General features: G+C 70.8%; 17 protein-coding genes and 2 pseudogenes. 14 read left to right on the top strand and 5 right to left on the bottom strand.

The genetic code is table 11. From position 1 onward, the window contains the following. Positions 1-52: 52 nt before the first annotated feature. Entirely contained in the window at positions 53-1,567 is a 1,515-nt protein-coding gene (locus ACFU5F_RS03580; protein ID WP_383881335.1) for a helix-turn-helix domain-containing protein, read from the bottom strand. A 200-nt stretch (positions 1,568-1,767) separates the two neighbouring features. On the opposite strand from ACFU5F_RS03580, the gene ACFU5F_RS03575 reads away from it, so the two are divergent. From ACFU5F_RS03575 to ACFU5F_RS03545, 7 genes and pseudogenes are all read left to right on the top strand, one after another. Then, the gene (locus ACFU5F_RS03575; protein WP_383881332.1) at positions 1,768-2,244 is read left to right on the top strand and encodes a hypothetical protein; all 477 of its coding nucleotides are present in this window, start codon (positions 1,768-1,770) and stop codon (positions 2,242-2,244) included. 675 nt (positions 2,245-2,919) lie between these two features. After that, positions 2,920-3,387, top strand: coding sequence for a hypothetical protein (locus ACFU5F_RS03570; RefSeq protein ID WP_383881329.1), 468 nt, complete (start codon positions 2,920-2,922; stop codon positions 3,385-3,387). Between the two features lie 678 nt (positions 3,388-4,065). Continuing rightward, a pseudogene (locus ACFU5F_RS03565) lies at positions 4,066-4,971 on the top strand (non-reducing end alpha-L-arabinofuranosidase family hydrolase); the annotation flags it as partial. Between the two features lie 367 nt (positions 4,972-5,338). Further along, positions 5,339-6,513 (top strand): annotated as a pseudogene (locus ACFU5F_RS03560) (Cmx/CmrA family chloramphenicol efflux MFS transporter). Positions 6,514-6,699: 186 nt separating this feature from the next. After that, on the top strand, positions 6,700-7,659 hold the full coding sequence (locus ACFU5F_RS03555) for a 5'-nucleotidase (protein ID WP_383881588.1): 960 nt from the start codon (positions 6,700-6,702) through the stop codon (positions 7,657-7,659). Between the two features lie 101 nt (positions 7,660-7,760). Further along, complete coding sequence (locus tag ACFU5F_RS03550; RefSeq protein ID WP_383881326.1) at positions 7,761-9,671, top strand: hypothetical protein; 1,911 nt, start codon at positions 7,761-7,763, stop codon at positions 9,669-9,671. 106 nt (positions 9,672-9,777) lie between these two features. Next, positions 9,778-10,344 carry a DUF4291 domain-containing protein gene (locus ACFU5F_RS03545; protein ID WP_383881323.1) on the top strand — a complete coding sequence of 189 codons (567 nt, stop codon included), beginning with the start codon at positions 9,778-9,780 and terminating at the stop codon, positions 10,342-10,344. A gap of 67 nt (positions 10,345-10,411) precedes the next feature. Here the strand turns inward: ACFU5F_RS03545 and ACFU5F_RS03540 are convergent, their stop codons facing one another. Beyond that, positions 10,412-10,987: a PadR family transcriptional regulator gene (locus ACFU5F_RS03540; RefSeq protein ID WP_383881320.1), complete on the bottom strand. Its 576-nt coding sequence runs from the start codon at positions 10,985-10,987 to the stop codon at positions 10,412-10,414. A gap of 148 nt (positions 10,988-11,135) precedes the next feature. Here ACFU5F_RS03540 and ACFU5F_RS03535 point away from each other — a divergent pair, with 148 nt between their 5' ends. From ACFU5F_RS03535 to ACFU5F_RS03525, 3 genes are all read left to right on the top strand, one after another. Further along, positions 11,136-11,528: a nuclear transport factor 2 family protein gene (locus ACFU5F_RS03535; protein WP_383881317.1), complete on the top strand. Its 393-nt coding sequence runs from the start codon at positions 11,136-11,138 to the stop codon at positions 11,526-11,528. 597 nt (positions 11,529-12,125) lie between these two features. Next, entirely contained in the window at positions 12,126-12,998 is an 873-nt protein-coding gene (locus ACFU5F_RS03530; RefSeq protein ID WP_383881314.1) for a class I SAM-dependent methyltransferase, read from the top strand. 446 nt (positions 12,999-13,444) lie between these two features. Then, a complete protein-coding gene (locus tag ACFU5F_RS03525) occupies positions 13,445-14,044 on the top strand; it encodes a hypothetical protein (protein WP_383881311.1) in 600 nt (199 codons plus the stop codon). 157 nt (positions 14,045-14,201) lie between these two features. Here ACFU5F_RS03525 and ACFU5F_RS03520 read toward each other — a convergent pair whose 3' ends face one another. Both ACFU5F_RS03520 and ACFU5F_RS03515 read right to left on the bottom strand, forming a co-directional pair. Continuing rightward, the gene (locus ACFU5F_RS03520) at positions 14,202-15,329 is read right to left on the bottom strand and encodes a sensor histidine kinase (protein ID WP_383881308.1); all 1,128 of its coding nucleotides are present in this window, start codon (positions 15,327-15,329) and stop codon (positions 14,202-14,204) included. Next, on the bottom strand, positions 15,326-15,988 hold the full coding sequence (locus tag ACFU5F_RS03515; protein WP_383881585.1) for a response regulator: 663 nt from the start codon (positions 15,986-15,988) through the stop codon (positions 15,326-15,328). Before ACFU5F_RS03515 ends, ACFU5F_RS03520 begins: the two co-directional genes overlap by 4 nt. Positions 15,989-16,468: 480 nt before the next feature. Between ACFU5F_RS03515 and ACFU5F_RS03510 the strand changes: the two genes are divergently transcribed. The 4 genes from ACFU5F_RS03510 to ACFU5F_RS03495 all read left to right on the top strand — a co-directional run bounded on the left by ACFU5F_RS03510 (position 16,469) and on the right by ACFU5F_RS03495 (position 18,102). Further along, positions 16,469-16,864, top strand: a complete 396-nt coding sequence (locus tag ACFU5F_RS03510; protein ID WP_383881305.1) for a hypothetical protein — start codon at positions 16,469-16,471, stop codon at positions 16,862-16,864. A gap of 136 nt (positions 16,865-17,000) precedes the next feature. Next, on the top strand, positions 17,001-17,273 hold the full coding sequence (locus ACFU5F_RS03505) for a glyoxalase/bleomycin resistance/dioxygenase family protein (protein ID WP_383881302.1): 273 nt from the start codon (positions 17,001-17,003) through the stop codon (positions 17,271-17,273). Next, entirely contained in the window at positions 17,270-17,851 is a 582-nt protein-coding gene (locus ACFU5F_RS03500; protein WP_383881299.1) for a hypothetical protein, read from the top strand. The genes ACFU5F_RS03505 and ACFU5F_RS03500 overlap by 4 nt, the downstream gene beginning before the upstream one ends. Positions 17,852-17,853: 2 nt before the next feature. Beyond that, positions 17,854-18,102, top strand: coding sequence for a hypothetical protein (locus ACFU5F_RS03495; RefSeq protein ID WP_383881296.1), 249 nt, complete (start codon positions 17,854-17,856; stop codon positions 18,100-18,102). A 154-nt stretch (positions 18,103-18,256) separates the two neighbouring features. Here the strand turns inward: ACFU5F_RS03495 and ACFU5F_RS03490 are convergent, their stop codons facing one another. Then, on the bottom strand, positions 18,257-18,718 hold the full coding sequence (locus tag ACFU5F_RS03490; RefSeq protein WP_383881293.1) for a hypothetical protein: 462 nt from the start codon (positions 18,716-18,718) through the stop codon (positions 18,257-18,259). Between the last annotated feature and the right edge of the window lie 257 nt (positions 18,719-18,975).

Genomic DNA, 18,975 nt, shown 5'->3' with positions numbered 1-18,975 from the left:
GCTTCGGCGTCGCGTAGCAAGGCCGGGCGGGCTGTGGCTCCTGCCGGCCTCGTCAGTCGCCGGCCTCCGCCGTGTCGGGGGCCGCGCTCATGGGGATCCAGCCCTGCGGGTTCCGGTACCAGTACTGCGTCAGCCCCTCGATGCTGGTGGTGCGGAACGGACGGCCGTGGTCGTCGATCTGCACGGTGCCGGTGCGACCCTGGGAGGACCAGTCGAGTTCGAGGTACCAGTCGCAGGTACAGGACTCGGTCTGCGCGGAGACCAGCAGGACCTCGGGCTTCCGCAGGGACACCTGATAGGGGAAGCCGATCGCGGGACCCGGCCTGTCCGGGTCGTTGCTCGGCACGGAACGGGCCAGCGGCCGGCCCTCGTCGAGGTCCACGGAGAAGTGGCGGGGGATGAGGATGGCGCCGCAGCCTTCGTACGTGGAGTAGGCGATGCCCCGGTCGGCGGCGGGCATGCTGCGGTCGACCACGCGGACACGCAGCGCCTCCAGCACGACGGCGCCGGAGCCGCGTCCCTGCACCGAGATCCGCAGATCGGTGGTGCGCCCGTGCACCGCCCCCTGGGACGCGGCCCACACCGCGGCGTCCGTCGGGGACGGCGGCGGTGGGACCTGCTGCGGGGGCTTGGCGATGACGTAGTCATGGGCGCACTCGTGCTGCCAGAGCTGGGAGTCGGCCGTCCAGGTGAGGGGGACCTTCGGCGGGAGCGGGTCGGCGCTCGCCCGGGTCCTCTGCGAGCCGCCCTCGCCGCGCGGGGCCGGCTCCGAGGGCTCCGGTGTGGTGCGGGCGGATGCCGGCGAATCGTGATCACCGGCGGGGGGCGCGGCAGCGGATCGCGGGCCGCCGTCGCGGTGCGGGGCCGAGACGGGGAGCTTCGGTGCGGTGCGGGCGGAAGCCGACGCCTCGCCGTCACCCGAGGGGTGTCCGGCGGCGGATGAGGCGAGGCCGGCGAACGTGAGGGCCAGTGAGGCGGCCAGTGCCAGCGACCGCGCGGGCCGGCGCCGGGGGCGCCCGGCACGCGGCTGCCTCTCGGCCGGTGCGGCAGGCTCGGGTGCCCTGCCCGCCGGATCGCTGTCGGGCGCGCGTGCGGCGGAGGCGGCAGCAGCGGTGTCGTGGGGCGCCGAGGTCGCGGTGCGGGGGCCGTGAGGCGCGGAGCCGGCGGCGGCCGCATGCGTGGTGTCGCCGGGCTCGGATGCGGCCGATGCCGTGGCGCGGGTGGCGCGGGTGGCGCGGGTGGCGCGGGTGGCGCGGGTGGCGCGGGTGGCGCGGGGCGGGGGTGTCCTCCGCCCTTCGGATGCGCGTGAGCGTTGCCGCGCCGCGACGGCCAGGATCCACCGGCGGTGCAACTCCACGCGTTCCTGGGGGGAGGCTCCGCAGAGCGCGGCGAACCGTTCGATCCCGTTGAAGTCCGTGGGAACGACCTCCCCCGCGCAGTAGCGGTGCAGCGTGGAGGCATGCATGCCCAGTCGCCGGGCCAGCACCGCGTAGCTGCGGTCCGTGCGCTCCTTCAGGCGCGTCAGCAGGAGCGCCAGCTCCGCTATGTCGTCGTGGATTGCATCCATGTCGTCGTACTCGCATCCATCCGTGTGCCCGTGCCGTCGTGTCCTGATCCGGGACGGCTTCCAGGCACTCTCCCTACCTGTACGCCCGAGCGGCAGGGACGGTTGCACGGCTGCGCCCGTCCTCTCGTCACAACCGCCCCCACCGGCAGTCGTGTGGGAGCCATGCCTGCCTCTCCGGCCGCGTCCGGCGCCCTCCGTCGGTGCTCGGTCAGGCGCCGAGCAGGGCGGTCTCCAGCTGGCGGCCTCAGCGCTGGGCGGCGGCCACGCACTCCTGCGTCCTGGGGCTCCAGGCGTCGCCGCGGTCCGACGACCTGTTCGGCGGCGACCGCGCCGGTGAAGTCACGGACCGGTACGGCGACCGAGTACAGGCCCGGTTCGGCCTCCTCGTCGACGACGGAGTGGCCGCGTCGCCGGTCAGTGCCAGCCGGCGCAGGAAGTCGTCCGGGTCGGCTCTCGGATGCGGTGTGTCGGTGCAGGCATCCGCCACCGGGCCGCAGACGGTCAAGGACAGGGCCGACGCCGCGGCGAAGCACCGCCCGGGTGGCAGCGGCAGCGACGCCAAGGCCACCGTCGCCGCCTGCTCCCAGAAGGTCCTCGGGGTCGCGGCCACGAAGGAGCCCGCGGACGGCAAGGTCGCCAGGTACCTCCTGCTCACCGTCCAGAACGCCGGCGACTAGAAGTGCAACCTCTACCGCTACCCCCTCGTAAGGCTCGGCGCCGGTCGCAACACGCCACGGCTCGCGTGATCAAGGAAAGCGATGCGCCCCCGGGGGGTACCTGTCACTCTCGCTCCGGGTCGGAGGCGTATGCCGCTCTGCTCGTCAACGGCCCCATGGACGAATACGAGGCCAAGAGCATCACGCTCAGCCTCCAGCGGAGCAAGGCCGGCAGCACCCGCGGGCAAGCCGATCGACGTCCCCATGCCCGTCCCGACGCTGTACGCCAATGACGTCCAGCGTGTCACCTACTGGACGACCGCTTCCGCTTCCGGTTGCGCCCTGGGTGGATCATGCCGCGGTGACGGACCCCGACCGGAACGGCTCCCCAGCGGCCGACCGGACGCTCCCGGTCCCGCTGCATGCGTGATCGGTAGACGCGTCCGCGTTCCGGGGTTTCCGTTCACCCGCCGACTGACGATCAGCGAAAGTTTCGTTGTGTCCATCGACCGTGAGTTCCTGCCCGGCGTCCACAGTGACGGGCGTCACGGAGTGGCTGTCACGTCGCCCGAGCCGGGCAGCCCGTCGACGTCGGCGGAACAGCGCTGCTGGCCTTGCCGCGTTCGAGTCGTCTGGTGTAGGCAGCGGGCAGTACGGCCGCCGCACTCGATGGCCGGCCGAGGTGAGGAGATACCGATGGGGTTCCAGGAGCGGTGGCAGAGCAGGCAGGACGAGCTTGCGGCTCGTGCGGAGGTCCGGGAGACCGCTGCTGTCGAGCAATGGAACGAGTTCGTGGAGCGGTTCCAGGGCCCCATCCTCGAACAGGCCCGCCTGGCTTTCGAACGCGGTGACGGCTGGTTCGAGACGGAGATCGACCAGCGCAGCTCAGGGAGCCTGAACCCCTACGGCAATACCGGACTGGACCTGGGCTCCCCGGCCGTGGCCAAGATCAAGCCGGACCAGAGCGCCGCGCCCCCCTCGCCGCGCAGCGACCTGCTCTCGCGCATCGAGGATGTCGGCTGGAAGCTGCACACCGCTCAGTACATCCACGTACAGCTGGGCGAGGAGTCGCGCGACAAGTGGCTGTCGTCGGGGCAACGCGTGGCGATCAAGGGGAAAATCGTCGGAATGTACCTGTTCGAGAGGGTGGCGCCGGCTCGCTGACCCCGAGGGTGCGCAGCGGCGCGTGAGCGGCTCGCGTCCGGGGTCGCCTCGCCGTGCGCCCGGCCCGGTGTTCACCGCTGCAAGGTGCTCGCCGCATCTGCGGCCCTGAGGAGGGCTGACCGAACTCCCTGCCGGTGACTGGATGCGGTCACCGGCAGTCGTGTTGTCTCGCGTCCCGCGCTCGGTCGACCGCGGAAGGAGCGCGCGGCGATTCGAAAAATTCGGCGTCGTTCACGAATCTTGCGTGAAGTATTGACGTCGGCTGTCGGTTCCCTATGATCCGATTGATCGACACTTCGCCCCTTGTTCGATATCACGCACGCGCCGGGCCTGCCCGCTCGCAGAGTGGGGCACTTCCGGGCGCGCGACCGCTGAAAGGCCGAGCCGCAGGGAGTACGTCGCTCATGGATATGTCATGCACGTGCCATTCCTGTACGCGTACTCCCGGTCGTCCGCACGCCCTGCGGTCATCACCGCGACCAGCTCCGCAAGACAGTCCGGACAGCCCGCTCCGACGGGACCGGCCGGAACCCCTCACTCGAGAATCAAGAGGTCGTCATGCGTAAAGCGAACTTCACCCGTAAACGTCTGTCCATGGTCCTGGCCGCCTCGGTCGCGGCCCTGGTCTCGACAGCGGCGTCGCTCGTCGCCAACCCCGCTCAGGCGGCCACCAACGCGTGCTCCCTTCCGTCGACGTACCGGTGGACCTCGACGGGCCCGTTGGCGCAGCCGGCGAACGGGTGGCGCTCGGTGAAGGACTTCACCACCGTGAGGTACAACGGAAAGCACCTGGTCTACGCGTCGAACGTGTCGGGAGACTCCTACGGCTCGATGCGGTTCAGTCCCTTCACGAACTGGTCGGACATGGCCTCGGCCGGCCAGGCCGGCATGAACCAGGCCGCGGTGGCGCCCACGCTGTTCTACTTCGCACCCAAGAACGTCTGGGTGCTGGCATACCAGTGGGGTGCGTGGCCCTTCATCTACCGCACGTCGAGCGACCCCACCAACCCCAACGGCTGGTCCGCGCCGAAGCCGCTGTTCACCGGCAGCATCTCCGGCTCCGGCACCGGTCCGATCGACCAGACCCTGATCGCCGACGGCCAGAACATGTACCTGTTCTTCGCCGGGGACAACGGCAAGATCTACCGGGCGAGCATGCCGCTCGGGAACTTCCCGGGCAGCTTCGGCTCGTCGTACACGACGATCATGAGTGACACGACGAAGAACCTGTTCGAGGCGCCGCAGGTCTACAAGGTCCAGGGGCAGAACCAGTACCTCATGATCGTCGAGGCGCGGGGCGCGACCGAGCAGCGGTTCTTCCGCTCGTTCACGGCCTCCAGCCTGAACGGTCCGTGGACCCCGCAGGCCGCCAGCGAGAACAACCCCTTCGCCGGCAAGGCCAACAGCGGCGCCACCTGGACCAACGACATCAGCCACGGCGACCTGGTCCGCAGCAACCCCGACCAGACCATGACCATCGACCCCTGCAACCTGCAGCTGCTCTACCAGGGGAAGTCCCCCTCCGCGAGCGGCCCCTACAACCAACTGCCCTGGCGGCCCGGTGTCCTCACCCTGCGGCGCTGATCCGTCCCGTCCAGGACGTCGATGAACGAGTGCCTGACCGGTTCATCCACGTCAGGCACTCTCCGTCCGCTCAACCATGGTGTGTGGCTGCGCAGATGCTCCGGGACACGCGGGGCGGGACGTCGGTGACGCGCGTCCACGCTCGTGAAAGCAGGATGCTCGCGCGGGCATCGTCGGGAGCGTGCGGCCCATGTCGAGTCCGGAGTCAGACAGGGGTGGAGGCTTGCGGTCACACCGTCAGCCCCCTGAACCACTGAGCTCGTATCCTCCCGTCACGCCGCTTCTCGCGGTGGGACGCGTGGTGCTCGGGGCCGGCCGCGGTGACGAGACGACCCTCTCGTGCCTCTCCTCACCTCGGAGCCACTCGATGCCCCTGCCGCTGTATCTGCTCGCCGTGGCGGTCTTCGCCATGGGTACCTCGGAGTCCATGCCGGCCGTCCTGTTGCCGGACATCGCCTCGGATCTCGACGTCGCGATCGGGACGACGGGCATCCTCACCTCGCGTTCGCCGTCGGCTTGGTAGTCGGCGCCCCCTGGTGGCCGCGCTCGCCCGCACCTGGCCCCAGCGCACCGGCCTTCTCGGGTTCGTCCTCGCCTGCGCGGCAGCCCACGTAGTGGGTGCCCTCACCCCGAGCTTTCCCGTCCTGGTCGCCACCGGGTGGTCGCCGCGCTCGCGAACGCGGGGTTCCTCGCCGTGGCCCTGACGGCCGCCGCCACGCTGGTCCCGCCCGACAGGAAGGGCCGCGCGCCGACCGTGCTGCCGTCGGGGACGACGGTGGCCACGATCGCCGGCGTTCCTGGCGGGTCGCTGCTCGGGACGTGGCTCGGCCGGCGTGCCACGTTCTGGGCTGTCGCCGCTCTCTGCCTGCCGGCCGCTCTCGGCATCCTGAAGGGCATCCCGGCAGGAGGTCACGAGACCGTGGCGACCGGCACACCGGCCCTGCGAGCGGAACCCGCCAGCTCACCAGGCAGCCGCTGATCCTGGTGATGCTGCTCGGCGCGCTGGTCAACGCTGACACCTTCGCCGGCCTCACCTTCCTCGCTCCCCTGGTGACGGACAGCGCCGGACCGGGCGAGCTGTGGATCCCCGTCACCCTGGTGCTGTTCGGTGCGGGCTCCTTCGTAGGCGTCACCGTCGCCGGGCGGCTGCCCGACCGACATCCCGGTCCTGTCATCGCCGTCGGCGGCGCGTAGTCGCTCATCGGCTGGCCGGCCCTGGCGCTGCCGGCCGACGAGCCGGTCGCCCTGTGCGTCCTCGTGTTCGTCCAGGGCGCGTTGTCGTTCGCGGTGGGCGGCACCCTGATCACACGCGTCCTCCACGAGGCCGCGGGAGCCCCCCACCATGGCCGGCTCGTATGCGACCGCCGCACTCACCATGGGTGCCGCGGTCGGCCCCGTCATCGCCGCGGCCACCCTCGGCACCAGTGCCGGGCCCCCGGGCCGCTCTGGGCGAGCGGACTGCTCGTGGCGGTCGCGCTGCTCACCGCGGTTGCCCGCTTCACCGCCATCACGGCCGGCCGGAGCGCAGAGGTGTCCCGGTGACAAGCGTCGAACGCAGGGGCCGACACTGCTTCAGGTCAACGTGGTTGTGCGGCGCGCCCGGGGAGCGCCTTGTGCGCCGACGCCGCGATCATCCGCCTCCCAGGGCGCCCCGGGCGCCGGCAACTGCGCGGCGTTCGGCGAATTACCATGTGGGGGCGTGTGCGCATCGGTGCGGGGGAGGACGTCGTGGCCGTCTACGAGCTCAGGAACCGTCTGGTCGTCGGCATCGCCTCCAGTGCCTTGTTCGACCTGGCGGAGGCGGACTCCGTCTTCCGCGATCAGGGTGAAGACGCCTATCGCTCCTACCAGGAGGAGCACGTGGACGACACGCTCGGGAAGGGGGTCGCCTTCCCCTTCATCCGCAGGCTGTTGTCCCTGAACGACCTCTCACCCGAGGACCCGCTGGTCGAGGTCATCATCCTGTCCCGCAACGATCCCGACACCGGACTGCGGGTCATGCGGTCGATCCAGAGCCACAACCTGCCGATCAGCCGGGCGATCTTCATGCAGGGCCGTTCGCCGTACCGCTTCATGCCTGCCCTGAACATGTCGCTGTTCCTGTCCGCGAACGAGGACGACGTCCGCGAGGCCGTCGCGCTCGGGCTGCCCGCCGGGCGCGTGATCGGTCCGGCCGTGGCGGATATGGGCGACGACCAGGATCTGCGGATCGCCTTCGACTTCGACGGAGTCCTGGCCGACGATGCTTCGGAACAGGTCTACCAGGCCGACGGCATCGAGGGCTTCCGCTTCCACGAGACGGCGAACGCCGCCACCCCGCACGACCCGGGCCCGCTGCGTGACTTCCTCGCAGGCGTGAACACGCTCCAGCGGCGGGAGGAGGAGCGACGGGCAGGGGACGCCGGCTACACGAGCCGCGTCCACGTCTCCCTCGTCACGGCCCGCGACGCACCCGCCCACGAACGGTCGGTGCGCAGCCTGAAGAACTGGGGCGTGACCGTCAACAACGCCTTCTTCCTCGGCGGCATAGACAAGAGCGCGATCATGGAAATTCTGAGGCCCCACATCTTCTTCGACGACCAGGTGGGCCACCTGACCGGCACCGCCCGCAGCACACCCAGCGTGCATGTGCCGTTCGGCAAGATCAACGCACCGGACGGTCCGATGCCTGGACAACCGCAGCCCTGAGCCTCGGCCCCGGCGCGCGACCTCCACGCCTTGGCCGCCGAGGTCCCGCGCCGGGGCTGAGACCCTTGTCCCACCGTCGATTCGGCGGCGATCATGGCCGCGTGCATCAGCGCGAGAGACTCCACGAACTGCTCCCGAGCGCCGGACTGACGGTCGTCGAGGACATGCGCCCGGGAAGCCTGTTCCCGCCGGAGGCCTGCTGGCGCATCGCCCGAGGGGTCGCTGCGCCGGACGGTGCCGAGCGGGAGACGCTCGACGCCGGGTGGTGGCGCCGACTCGCGGACGCCGACGGCGAGTTCCTGGTGGCCGTCCTCGGACACAGGATCGGCGGCAACGATGCGTGGTGGACCCGCGTCCGTTACGACGGCGTCGGTGTGCCGGGGCTGACCGGGGACCCCGGGTTCGTGGCGCTCTCCCTCGACGGGCGGGTGCTGCTCGCGGAGGTGCCCGGCGCGGACGGCTCCCGGGTGACCGCGCTGGACCGGCTGCCCGAGCGGCTGGAGGAGGCCGCCGCGGCCGCCGGGCGCGAGACGGAGGCCGAGCGCGCCGACGTGTGGGCAGCGGTGCCCGGCCGGCCCGCGTGGCCCCTGCACTGGGCCGAGGGCATCGGGTCCAATCCGGCCGCGCCGGACGACCTGCTGATCCGGCTGCTGGATGTCACGAACGGCTTCCTGCACAGCTGCGAGCGGCCCGCCGTTCTCGACGCCGCCGTCTCACACCCCGATCCACGGGTGCGCGCGAGGACAGCCGACACCTTCCGGCCCAGGCTCACGTCCGATCAGTGGATTCGCCTCGTCCGCGCCGAACCCTCGCCGAGCCGGCGCGTGCTCTGGGCCGAGCATGCCTGCGAGTGGGGTGCCGAACTCCCCGAGGACCTGTACGAGGAGTTCCTCACCGGCCCGTCCCGCGCTCTGGCCGCCGCGTTTCCGGGACTCCACGCCAAGCATCTCCCGAGCCTCGCGGCCGATGACGATCCCCGGGTGCGGGCGGCTGTCTGCGCCCGGTGGGACGACCTGGCCGCGCCCCTGCGGGAGCGGCTGCTGGCCGACACCGACGACACGGTGCGTACGGCGGCGCTGCTCGCCCACCACACGGGCGTCCCCATGCCGCGCGAGATCTTCGCCGCGCTGCCCGACCCGCGCCGGGCGCTCGAACGGTGCCGCCTCGCACCCGAGTTGGAGGCGGAGCTGGTGCGGGACGCGGAGGCGCAGGCCCGCCGGGCCCTGGCCGCCAACCCCGGTCTGAGCGCCCACGGAGTCGCCGTACTGGCGGAGGACCCGCAGGATGACATCCGCTCCGCGGTGGCGGTGCGCCCCGACCTGACCGAGGAGCAACGTGCCGCGGTGCGCCACGACTTCGACCCGAGGCTGATGTCCCACACCCTGCCGTGGGTGCGCGACCTGCACGGTGACGCCGACGCGATGCGCCGTCTCTCCGCGTCGTCCCACCCGCTGGTCCGCCGCAGTGTGGCGCGGGCCCGGCACCTCCCGCCGGATGTGGTGAAGCTCCTGGCACGGGACGAGGACCGTGCGGTTCGTCTGTTCCTCGCCGAATCGTGCGACGACGCGCCGGCGGACCTGCTGCTGGAGGTCTGGCGCTGGTGGGACGGCAGCTTCACCCACCCCGGCCGCCCCCGCAGCCACCCCAACTTCCCCCGTACGGGCCTGCTGCGCCACGCAGGCGACCTCAGCGGGCGAATGCGCCGCCTGGCCCTGGACGACCCGGAGTCGACACCAGCAGACGTCGCACGTCTGGCACGGGACCCCGAAGCAGAGGTGCGCCGCCGCGCGGCTGAGGACCCCCGGCTGTCACCGGCCGACGCGGTGCGGCTCCTGAACGACCCCGAGTCCTCCATCCGCGACGACGCGACGCGCAACCCCGGGCTGCCCGCCCGTGTCCTGGCCGGGCTGCTGCACGACCGCGACACGGCACGCACGGCGGTCACCAACCCGGCGATCCCGGTCCCCGTCCTGTACCGCATCCTGGCCGCGGCCGCCGTGGCAGCTCCGTGACCGACGGGCGATCGGACGGGGGGCTTGAGGAAGCACACGTGCGGCACCGGCCGAGGCGGCAAAAAGGGTTCGCGACGTCGGTCGAGCGGATGACAGGGTGCGGTGCATGGCACCCCAGTACGAGATCCGCGCGGACTACGACGCCGACACGATCGTCGTCCATCAGGCATACGCGCCCGCCATAGCCGACGCGGCGCTGCGAGCCGGCCGCTTCGTGGCGCCGTTCTCGTTCCGCCGGATGACATGGATCAAGCCCTCGTTCCTGTGGCTCATGCACCGCAGCAACTGGGCTCGCAAACCCGGCCAGGAGCGCGTGCTCGCCGTGCGGATGCCCCGGCAGGGCTGGGAGGAGGCCCTGTCCCGGGCCGTGCTCACCACCGCCGATCCGGCAGATGTCGCCCGGGCGGCCGTACACGTGCAGTGGGACCCGGAACGCTCGTCGCGCGGAGCGGCCCTGAACCACTACAGCATTCAGGTCGGCATAGGCCGCGACCTCATCCGCACGTTCAACGACGACTGGATCGTCAGCCTCACGGACCTCACGCCCCAGGTCCGCAAAGCCGCGGCACTGACGCAGACAGGACACGCCACCAAGGCCCGGCGGCTGTTCCCCGTGGAGCGGGTGTATCCCCTGCCGCAGCACCTGGAACGCCTCCTGTCCCCGGGCGGATGACGACCGGCCGCCGGGGGGAGTGGCTGCCCCCGCCGCTCCCAGGGCTCCCAGCCCTTGCCCAACCGGCCTACTCGCCCGCCTGCGGCATGGCCGCCCGCTGATCGAGCCTGCGCAGTGCCATGTCTCCCCACTGGAGGTTGTCCCGTTCGAAGGACATCCCGCGCAGCAGGGTGAGGTAGGGGCCGATACGTTCCGCCTCGGCGAAGTACGCCTCCTCCGAGCGCCCGTCGAGGAGACGCAGACGGAGTCTCTCGTAGCGGGCGAGCTTGGCCGTCGCCCACTCCATGCGCTCGGTGACGGCGTGCCGTACGGCATCGAGGTCGCCCGCGTCCAGACACTGCACCTTCACCAGCAACTCGTCCCGGATCACCGCAGGTTTGCCCAGGGGCTCGGCGGTGTAGGCGCGGACGGCCTCCCGCCCCGCCTCCGTCAACGAGTACAACCGCTTGTTGGGACGGCGTTCCTGTTCGACCACACGGGCCGTGACCAGCCCGTCCGTCTCCATACGGTCCAGCTCTCGATAGAGCTGCTGAGGTGTCGACATCCAGAAGTTGGCGACCGTAGCGTCGAACGCCTTCGCGAGGTCGTACCCGGACGCCTCGCCCTCCAACAGTGCGGCCATGACCGCGTTCCGCAGTGCCATGGGCACACACGCTAACAGCAAGAGTGACTGATCAACGACATGAGTGTGACTCGTCCTCTTCCTATCCCCCTTCCCATGGACAGAGGCTGAGTCCAGCCTCTAGCCTCCTTCTCAGATATTCAATTAATTGTCTATAGGAGGCAGGCTCATGCACCCCTTCCGCAAGGCTGTCGAGAGCGACGACATGGACGCGGTGGCCGCTCTGCTGGCGGACGACGTCGTCTTCACCAGCCCGGTCGCCTTCCAGCCGTATGCGGGCAAGGCGATCACCGCCGCCATCCTGCGCGGGGTCGCCCGCGTCTTCGAGGACTTCACCTACGTCCGCGAGATCGCCAACCCCGACGGGCGCGACCATGCCCTCGTCTTCACCGCCACCGTCGCCGGCAAGAAGCTCCAGGGCTGCGACTTCCTGCACTTCGACGCACAGGGCCGCATCGACGAGTTCACGGTGATGGTGCGTCCGCTGTCGGCCGCGATGGCGCTGTCCGAGGCGATGGGTGCCCAGTTCGACCGGATCGCCAAGGAGGCGGCCGGCGAGTGACCCGCGGCGACCGGCCGCGGCGTGGCGACAGCGGGGGCGGGTGACACCCGCCCGACCGCCTGACGCTGCCCCTGGCCCGTCCGGACCACCGGCGTCGTTCTCGCGCAACGGCGTCGGCGTCGGTGTCGTCGACCGCGTACCGGTGCGGTCCCGCCGCGTCGGATTCGAGTCGAGATGCTCGTCCCCCGAACCGTCCGGCCCGCCGCGTGCCGAAGGCGCCGAGCGCCTCGATCGCCCGACGTGACCGGAGGGCCGACGCGGGTGTCGTGGACTGCACGTCTGTGGCCCCGGTCGGCGACACGCCGGCCGTCGAGCGGCCTCTCGGCTTCGGCGAACGGGCGCGGCGGGTCGTACGGGACCCGGCACCGCGCGGAGGAGGCGGCCATGGCCGGAAGGACCAGTCCGGCGGCCCCCGGACGGGGCCGAATGCTGACGCTCCGGTACAGATCTGGTAGGAGGAGACGGTGTACCCCGTTCCTGGACTCTGTTCCGTTCTGTACCGTTTCGTTCCGTGACGGACGGGCCTGTTCGCTCGCCCCGTCACCGTCGACCTGGTTCCGTCCTGGTTCCGCGTATGTGCGCAGAAGGAGAACTGTCGTGAGCGAACTTCCCGACCCGGCCGAGGCCGACCGCGCCCTGAAGGCCAAGCACAGGGCGATGTGGGCGCAGGGTGACTACCCCGCCGTGGCCGCCGAGATCATCCCCGAACTGGGTCCGATCCTGGTCGAGGCGTGCGGGCTGCGCGGCGGGAGCGGCCAGGGTGCTTCCGGCGCGGGAGGGCAGGCCGCGCGGGTGCTGGACGTGGCGGCCGGTTCCGGCAACGCGGCGATCCCCGCGGCGCTGGCCGGCGCGAGCGTGGTGGCGAGCGATCTGGCTCCGGAGCTGTTCGAGGCCGGACGGCGGCTCGCGGCGGAGCGGGGCGTCGAGGTGGAGTGGCGACAGGCCGACGCGGAGGCGTTGCCGTTCGAGGACGACGCGTTCGACACGGTCCTGTCCTGCGTCGGGGTCATGTTCGCCCCGCACCACCAGGCCGCCGCCGACGAACTGGTCCGCGTCTGCCGTCCTGGAGGCACGATCGGCCTGCTCAGCTGGACGCCCGAGGGCTTCCTCGGCCAGATGCTCGCCACCATGAAGCCCTACATGCCGCCGCCCCCGCCCGGTGCGCAGCCCCCGCCCCTGTGGGGGGACGAGGCGCACGTCCGCGCGCTGCTCGGCGATCGGGTCACGGACGTCGAGGCACGCAAGCAGACGGTGCTGGTCGACCGTTTCAAGAGCCCCGAGGAGTTCCGCGACTACTTCAAGGCGCGGTACGGTCCGACCATCGCGGCCTACCGGGCCGTCGCCGACGACCCAGCCCGCACGGCCGCACTGGACCGGGACCTCGCCGAACTCGCCCAGCGGCACGACCAAGGGGCGGGCAGCACGGTCATGGAGTGGGAGTACCTGCTGTTCACCGCCCGCACGGTGTGACCGTCTGACGACACGTGAGAATGAGCGCCGCGGCGGTCCCAGGGCCGTCGCGGCATCCGTCCAAGCGCCGCCCTTGTCTTGACCGAATCCAGTGCCTGGTACATGGTCTCGGTGGTGAACCGATAGGCCCGGCGCAGCCGTTCGAGACAGGGCGAGGCTTCCCTCGGCTCGAAGCATGCGTGGAAGTCGGGCGCGGAGCCCGTCCGTGCGCGGTCCGTCGTACGCCGCCTCCCTGATGACGCGCTGCCGCACGGGATACTCGGCGGGCTCGTCCTGGGATTCCCGCGGTGCCGGCATGGCTTCGCCGGCCGTTTTCCCCCTTGGAATCCGTCGCGCAATCCCTGGTGAAGCGGATCGTCGAGCCTGCTAGTCTTCGGCGTCTTGTCGCACACTCGTGCGCATACATCACGCCATTCACCACATCTGTTTTATGGGGGAATCCTGTCATGGCTCAGTCATCTCCACCTCCGTCAGGCGGCAACCCGTTCGCCCAGCAGCCCGCCGACGCCAATCCGTACGCACAGCAGCCCACCGCCGCCAATCCCTACGCGCAGCAGCCCACCGACGGCAACCCGTTCGCCCAGCAGCCCGGTGCCGCTGTGCCTCCCCCGGCCCCGTTCGCACCCCCGGTCGCGCAGGCCCGCAACAACCTCGCTCTGGGCCTGGTCGTCGCCGTCGTCACGGCTCTGGTCACTGCCGGTGTCTACGGCGGGATCATCGGCGCGACCGAGTACCAGATCGGCTACGCGGCCGTCGGTGTCGGCTTCGTCATCGGCTTCGCGTCGGGCAGGATCGGCGGCCCCAACCCGGTCCTGCCGGTGGTCAGCGCACTGCTGTCGCTGGGCGCGGTCTACCTGGGCCAGCTCATCGGCATCGCGATGATCGGAGCTGACGAAGTCGGTGTCTCCGCCACCTCGCTGTTCGTTGACCACTTCGACGTGCTGACCGAGGGTTGGAGCGAGACGGCGAGCCCGATGACCTTCCTGTTCCTCGCCCTCGGAGCGTTCGCCGCGTTCTCGGGCGCGAAGAAGGCTGCCGCCCGATAGCGGGACGTAAGCCGCGTGAGATCGCACCCCGTGCGCGAGTCCGCGCAGACGTGAAGGCTTCCTTCCGCTTCAAGTGATGCCGTACGCCACGTCGGACCGAGCAGTTTCGCCCCGCTGAGTGACTCAGCGGGGCGAAGTTCTTCCCGGTCGAGGAAGGTCAGGAGTCCCGGTCGGCCGGGATCCGCAGGCTCACTTCGTAGCCGCCTTCCGGGGTGGGACCCGATCGGAAGGTGCCGTCGAGGAGTTCGGCGCGCTCTCCGAGGCCGATCAGGCCCTGCCGGGAGCCGGGGAGGGGGAGTGACGGGCGGGTGGGTGGAGTGTTGGTGATGGTCACACCGAAGGTGGCGCGGTCGTCGGCGCTCCAGAGCCGTACGGTCGCACGGGCACCCGGGGCGTGTTTGCGGACGTTGGTGAGGGCCTCCTGGACGGTGCGGTAGAGGGTGCGCTGTGCGGTGGTGCCCACCTCCGGCGGGAGTTCGCCGGTCAGTTCGGTCTCGATGCCGCTGCTCGCGACGAGTTTGTGCAGGTCGGCGAGGGTGGGCTGCGGGGTGAGTTCCGTGGTCCGGCCCCCGGAGGCGCGCAGCAGGGTGACCATGTGCCGCAGTTCGTCGAGTGTGTCGACGCTCAGGGAACGGATGGTCTGCGCGCCCTCCCTGAACGCGGGGTCGGTGGCGGCGACCTGGAGGGCGCCGGCCTGGACGGCGATCAGGCTGACCTGGTGGGAGACGACGTCATGCATCTCTCGGGCGAGCTGGGCGCGTTCTTGCGCGAGCACGGCCTGGGAGTGCAGCAGGCGCTCGTGCTCGCGCGCCTCCTCGATCTCGACGATACGGCGGGCCAGGTCCCGGCGGGCCTGCACGAGCTGACCGAGCAGGACCGGGGCCGCGGCGGTGGCGAGCGTGTAGAAGAAATAGACCAGGGTCCAGGCGCGGTCGTGCGCGCTGAGGTCGTCCAGCGGCCATGGGGTGGCGGAGGCAACCGCGAACATCACGGCGCAGGAGACGAGCAGGCGGCGGTCACGGGAGCGTTCGGCAAGCGTGAAGAGGGCGGCGAACGGGGCGAACACGACGTCCAGCATGAGGCTGGCGGGAAGGGTGAGAAGGAAGACCGGAAGGGGGAAACGCCGACGCACCACGAGGGCGGCGCACGCCAGCGCGGCCATGCCCTGGGAGACGGGGGTGGAGTCCCCCAGGGAGAACACGACGTCCACGACGGCGATCGCGACGACCACGAGGTCGAGCACCGGATCCGGGATCCGTGCCCACCAGGCCCTGGCCGCGGTCATCGCCCGGGTCCCGACGACCGCCGCCCACCGTCGAGCAGCCCCGCCCGCTGGGCGAGCAGGGCCGCCTGCACCCTGCTGGCCACCCGCAGCTTGCTGAGGATCGCGCTGACATGGTCCTTGACCGTGCCCGCGCTGAGATGAACGAGCGTACCGATCTCCGAGTTGGACAGCCCCTCCGCGACCAGCACCAGAACCTCGCGCTCGCGTTCCGTGAGCCGGCCGATGCGGGCGGCGTCCTCGTCGTCGACGGCCGCGGCTCCCGGATGGCTCTGCCAGACGGCACGGGATGCCTTCGGTGACATCACGACCCCGCCCGCGGCCAGGGTTCGTACGAGCTGGGCGAGTTGGTCGGGCTCGGTGTCCTTGAGCAGGAAACCGGCCGCACCCGAGCGCAGCGCGGTGAGGATGTACTCGTCGGCGTCGAAGGTCGTCAGCATGGCCACCACCGGCGGCTTGGGAAGGGCCCGCAGCTGCCCCAGCACGGTCAGCCCGTCCACGTCCGGCATGCGGATGTCCAGCAGCACCACGTCGGGAGCTTCCCGCCGTACGGTGTCGACCGCCTCGGCGCCGACCGCGGTCGCGACGACGTCGATGTCGGCTGCCGCGTTCAGGATGAGTTTGAAGCCGGAGCGCACCAGCGCCTCGTCGTCGACCACCATGACCCGGATCACGTGCGCTCCGCCTCGTCGTAGTTGTGCGTACGCCGCGGGCCGTACGTCGCTGCTGATTGTCACAGGATCGACGGTAGAACGGGAATCACCCGCGGGGACGGGCCCGACGGACACTCCCGCCACCTGGGGGGTGCGTTCCCGTCGTACGGGGGAGTCGAGGCTGCCTGCCGCTGGAGATCACCCGTCGAGGCCCGGGTCGACCCTGACGCCCAGTGCGTCCTCCGCGCGAGACCGCAGGCCCTGACTTCCCTGGCCGCAAGCCTCCGACGCGGGAACGGAGGTGCCTTCGCCTGCCTTCTAGGCTGGAGCCGTGGACAACAGGCTCACGCACGAGGGAAGCGTCTTCATCAACCTCCGGCTCTACGCCCCAGATCCGAAGGATCACGGGTTTCGGTGGATAGACATCAAGCGGTTCGGGCTCGCTGCGGTCTCCCCGGACGTCGCGGACTCCGGGGATGCTGCGGTCTCGTGGACGACTCGGGGCTGCTTGCCGCACTCATCGGGCATGAGCGGTTCCGTGACGACTATGCAGGTGGGGGAGTGCTGCCGGACGGGGCTCGGCACGGGCCGTACTGGCTACGAGTGATCACCCCCGACCTCGACGAGCTGGTCAGTGAGGAGCATGCCGCTCGGATACTGCGGGAGTGGGTGGAGCCCCTCCTGGAGGTGTCCACCGAGCTGGAGTCCGACATGCGGCGCGAGGTTTTCGACCGCTTGGCGGTGGCCGATGCGCTCTACCACCTCAGCGAGCTGGGCGATGAGGCGCTTCATGACTGGGGGCGTGTGCACGACTGTTTCCACGAACTCGTGCTCATCGACCGGTCGGCGGGGCAACTCACCCTCGTCGTCGCGGCCGACGACTGAGCGAACCTGCTCGGGATGGGGTCGGTATGTGTGACGCACATAGGGGAGGACGGGGGACCGCACCGGGCAGCCACTACCGGAGGTGCGTCGCCGTCGCGCTACCGTTGATCACCGTCTCATCAGAGGCCAGGAGCTCATGACCGACGCGAACTCGGCCTGCGTCACCTTGCTGGTGCTCTACTCGCCCAGGCTTGAGGAATGCCGGCCCTTCTACCAGGGGCTCGGCCTGAGATTCACGGCGGAGCGACACGGTCAGGGGCCCGCGCACCATGCGGCCGTCCTGGGCGACGGCGTGGTCCTCGAGCTCTATCCGGCTCGCCCGGGCCGGCAGACCGACGCACCGCGTCTGGGCCTGGCGCGTTCTGGCTGTTCGGCCCCTGGGTCGTGGACCGGCTGGGCCGCTCGGTGAGCCGCCTGGCCGAGCGACCCGCCACGCTGCTTGCCGCCCGCCGCCTCAGCGACGACCCGCGCGCGGCCTGGCGCACCGTCAGCGGGCTGGTGCTGGCGGGGTTCGTGGCCGGGTTCTTCTCCATCAGCACGCTGAGCGCCGAGAGCGCGAGTCATCGGGGACAGGTCGCCGTGATCACCGCGAACGCCGCCGACGCCCGGAATGCGGCCACCGAGGCCCGCACGCTCCTGCGCGAGACGGGAGTGACGGCGACCGTAGCCGTGACGGGCGACAGCGACTACGAGAGCCTGCCCGGCGGCGTCCACGGCGTGACCGCCCAGGTCTCCGGCGGGCAGGCAACCATCGACACGGCCGTCACCGCACTGACCCCCCTCGGGTCGGGCAGGTATCCGCTCACGCAGGAGTACGTGTCCGCCGCCGACGACACCATCACCGCCCGTGTCGCCACCGTCAGCACCGCGACCCTGGTCGTGAGCTTCCTGGTCGCCGCAGCCGCCGCGGGCCTCACCTCGGCCGCGAACGTCCTGGACCGGCGCCGGGTGTACGGCCTGCTGAGGCTCGCCGGGACCCCCCGCTGAAGGTGCTGGACAGTGCCCGGACACGGGAGACCGTCATCCCGTTGGCCGTGCCGGCCGGCGGCACCACGGCGATGGGCGCCTTCGGTGCCATGCAGCTCAACAAGCTGGCGGGCACCACGATGAACACCTCCGGTGCCGTGCACCTGGTCATCTGCGGGGCTGTAGGCGCCCTTGCCATGATCGCCGCGATCGCCGGCAGCAGGCCGCTGCTGCGGAAGGTGACGGCGGGCCCGGTACGGACGGCAGACTGACCCCGCCCTCGCGAAGCCACCTCGCTCCGCGAGTGGCCCTGCCCCACACAGCGCCGCCCGCCGCCGCCCCGGCGACGGGGACCGGCGGCGGCCGCATCACTCCGCACGGCATGACGAAGAACGCGTTCGGGCCGGGCGGGGCCGGGCCGACGGCTCAGCAGGCGATGACGTACCAGACCGGGGTCCAGAACACGTCGTTCTTGGCGGGAGCGTCGATGGAGAACATCCAGGTGCCGTTCGCGTCGTAGAAGTGCGCCCTGGTTCCCGGGGTCTGGTTGTTGTGGAGGGAGCCCCAGCCCACGAGGTTGGGCAGGGTGTACGTCGTACTGCACACGGTGTAGTCGAATCTGTTGCCGTTCCCGCCCTTTCCGCACACGTAGTAGTAGGCGCAGTTCAGCGGGGCGGCGAGCGTTCCGGCCCCGGCCTCACCCGGTACGACGGCGTTCTTCATCTGGGCCGCCGTCAGCGACGGCTGACGGGCTTCCTCGGACGTGAGGATGCCGGTGGCCGCCGCGACTCGGCCGGTGTGGGCGGCGGCCGTACCGTCGAGCCCGAACGTCGAGGTCGCGATCGCCGCTGCCGCGAACAGCGTCGCCGTCAACTTGCGTACGTTCATGTGAAGTTCCCTCCCTCTACCGTCAACTCCCGCTCCAGGTAAGGCGGTCGACGGGCCTTCACCTTCGGACACCGAGGCCGAACAGACAACCCCTGAGCACGTGACGCGACTGTCGGGCGAGCACTGGAGGGACACCACGGACGAACAGGAGCGCACCGCAGGCCGGGTACCGCTGCGTGCCGGACCACGTCAAGGGGCCGTCCCGGACCGTCGATCGGCATGCCCGGCGACTCACGAACCGGGCGTTGTCGGCTCGC

The organism is Streptomyces sp. NPDC057438 (assembly GCF_042802995.1).
Classification (GTDB): Bacteria; Actinomycetota; Actinomycetes; order Streptomycetales; family Streptomycetaceae; genus Streptomyces.
Note: the sequence above shows the minus strand (reverse complement) of the source record. Positions and strands in the feature narration are given on the sequence as shown.

What these genes read in the sequence shown, in the direction of transcription:
- ACFU5F_RS03580 (WP_383881335.1), bottom strand. Translation starts at nt 1,567, where the DNA reads ATGGATGCAATCCACGACGACATAGCGGAGCTGGCGCTCCTGCTGACG.
- ACFU5F_RS03570 (WP_383881329.1), top strand. Translation starts at nt 2,920, where the DNA reads ATGGGGTTCCAGGAGCGGTGGCAGAGCAGGCAGGACGAGCTTGCGGCT.
- ACFU5F_RS03545 (WP_383881323.1), top strand. Translation starts at nt 9,778, where the DNA reads ATGGCACCCCAGTACGAGATCCGCGCGGACTACGACGCCGACACGATC.
- ACFU5F_RS03540 (WP_383881320.1), bottom strand. Translation starts at nt 10,987, where the DNA reads ATGGCACTGCGGAACGCGGTCATGGCCGCACTGTTGGAGGGCGAGGCG.
- ACFU5F_RS03535 (WP_383881317.1), top strand. Translation starts at nt 11,136, where the DNA reads ATGCACCCCTTCCGCAAGGCTGTCGAGAGCGACGACATGGACGCGGTG.
- ACFU5F_RS03525 (WP_383881311.1), top strand. Translation starts at nt 13,445, where the DNA reads ATGGCTCAGTCATCTCCACCTCCGTCAGGCGGCAACCCGTTCGCCCAG.
- ACFU5F_RS03520 (WP_383881308.1), bottom strand. Translation starts at nt 15,329, where the DNA reads ATGACCGCGGCCAGGGCCTGGTGGGCACGGATCCCGGATCCGGTGCTC.
- ACFU5F_RS03515 (WP_383881585.1), bottom strand. Translation starts at nt 15,988, where the DNA reads ATGGTGGTCGACGACGAGGCGCTGGTGCGCTCCGGCTTCAAACTCATC.
- ACFU5F_RS03505 (WP_383881302.1), top strand. Translation starts at nt 17,001, where the DNA reads ATGACCGACGCGAACTCGGCCTGCGTCACCTTGCTGGTGCTCTACTCG.
- ACFU5F_RS03490 (WP_383881293.1), bottom strand. Translation starts at nt 18,718, where the DNA reads ATGAACGTACGCAAGTTGACGGCGACGCTGTTCGCGGCAGCGGCGATC.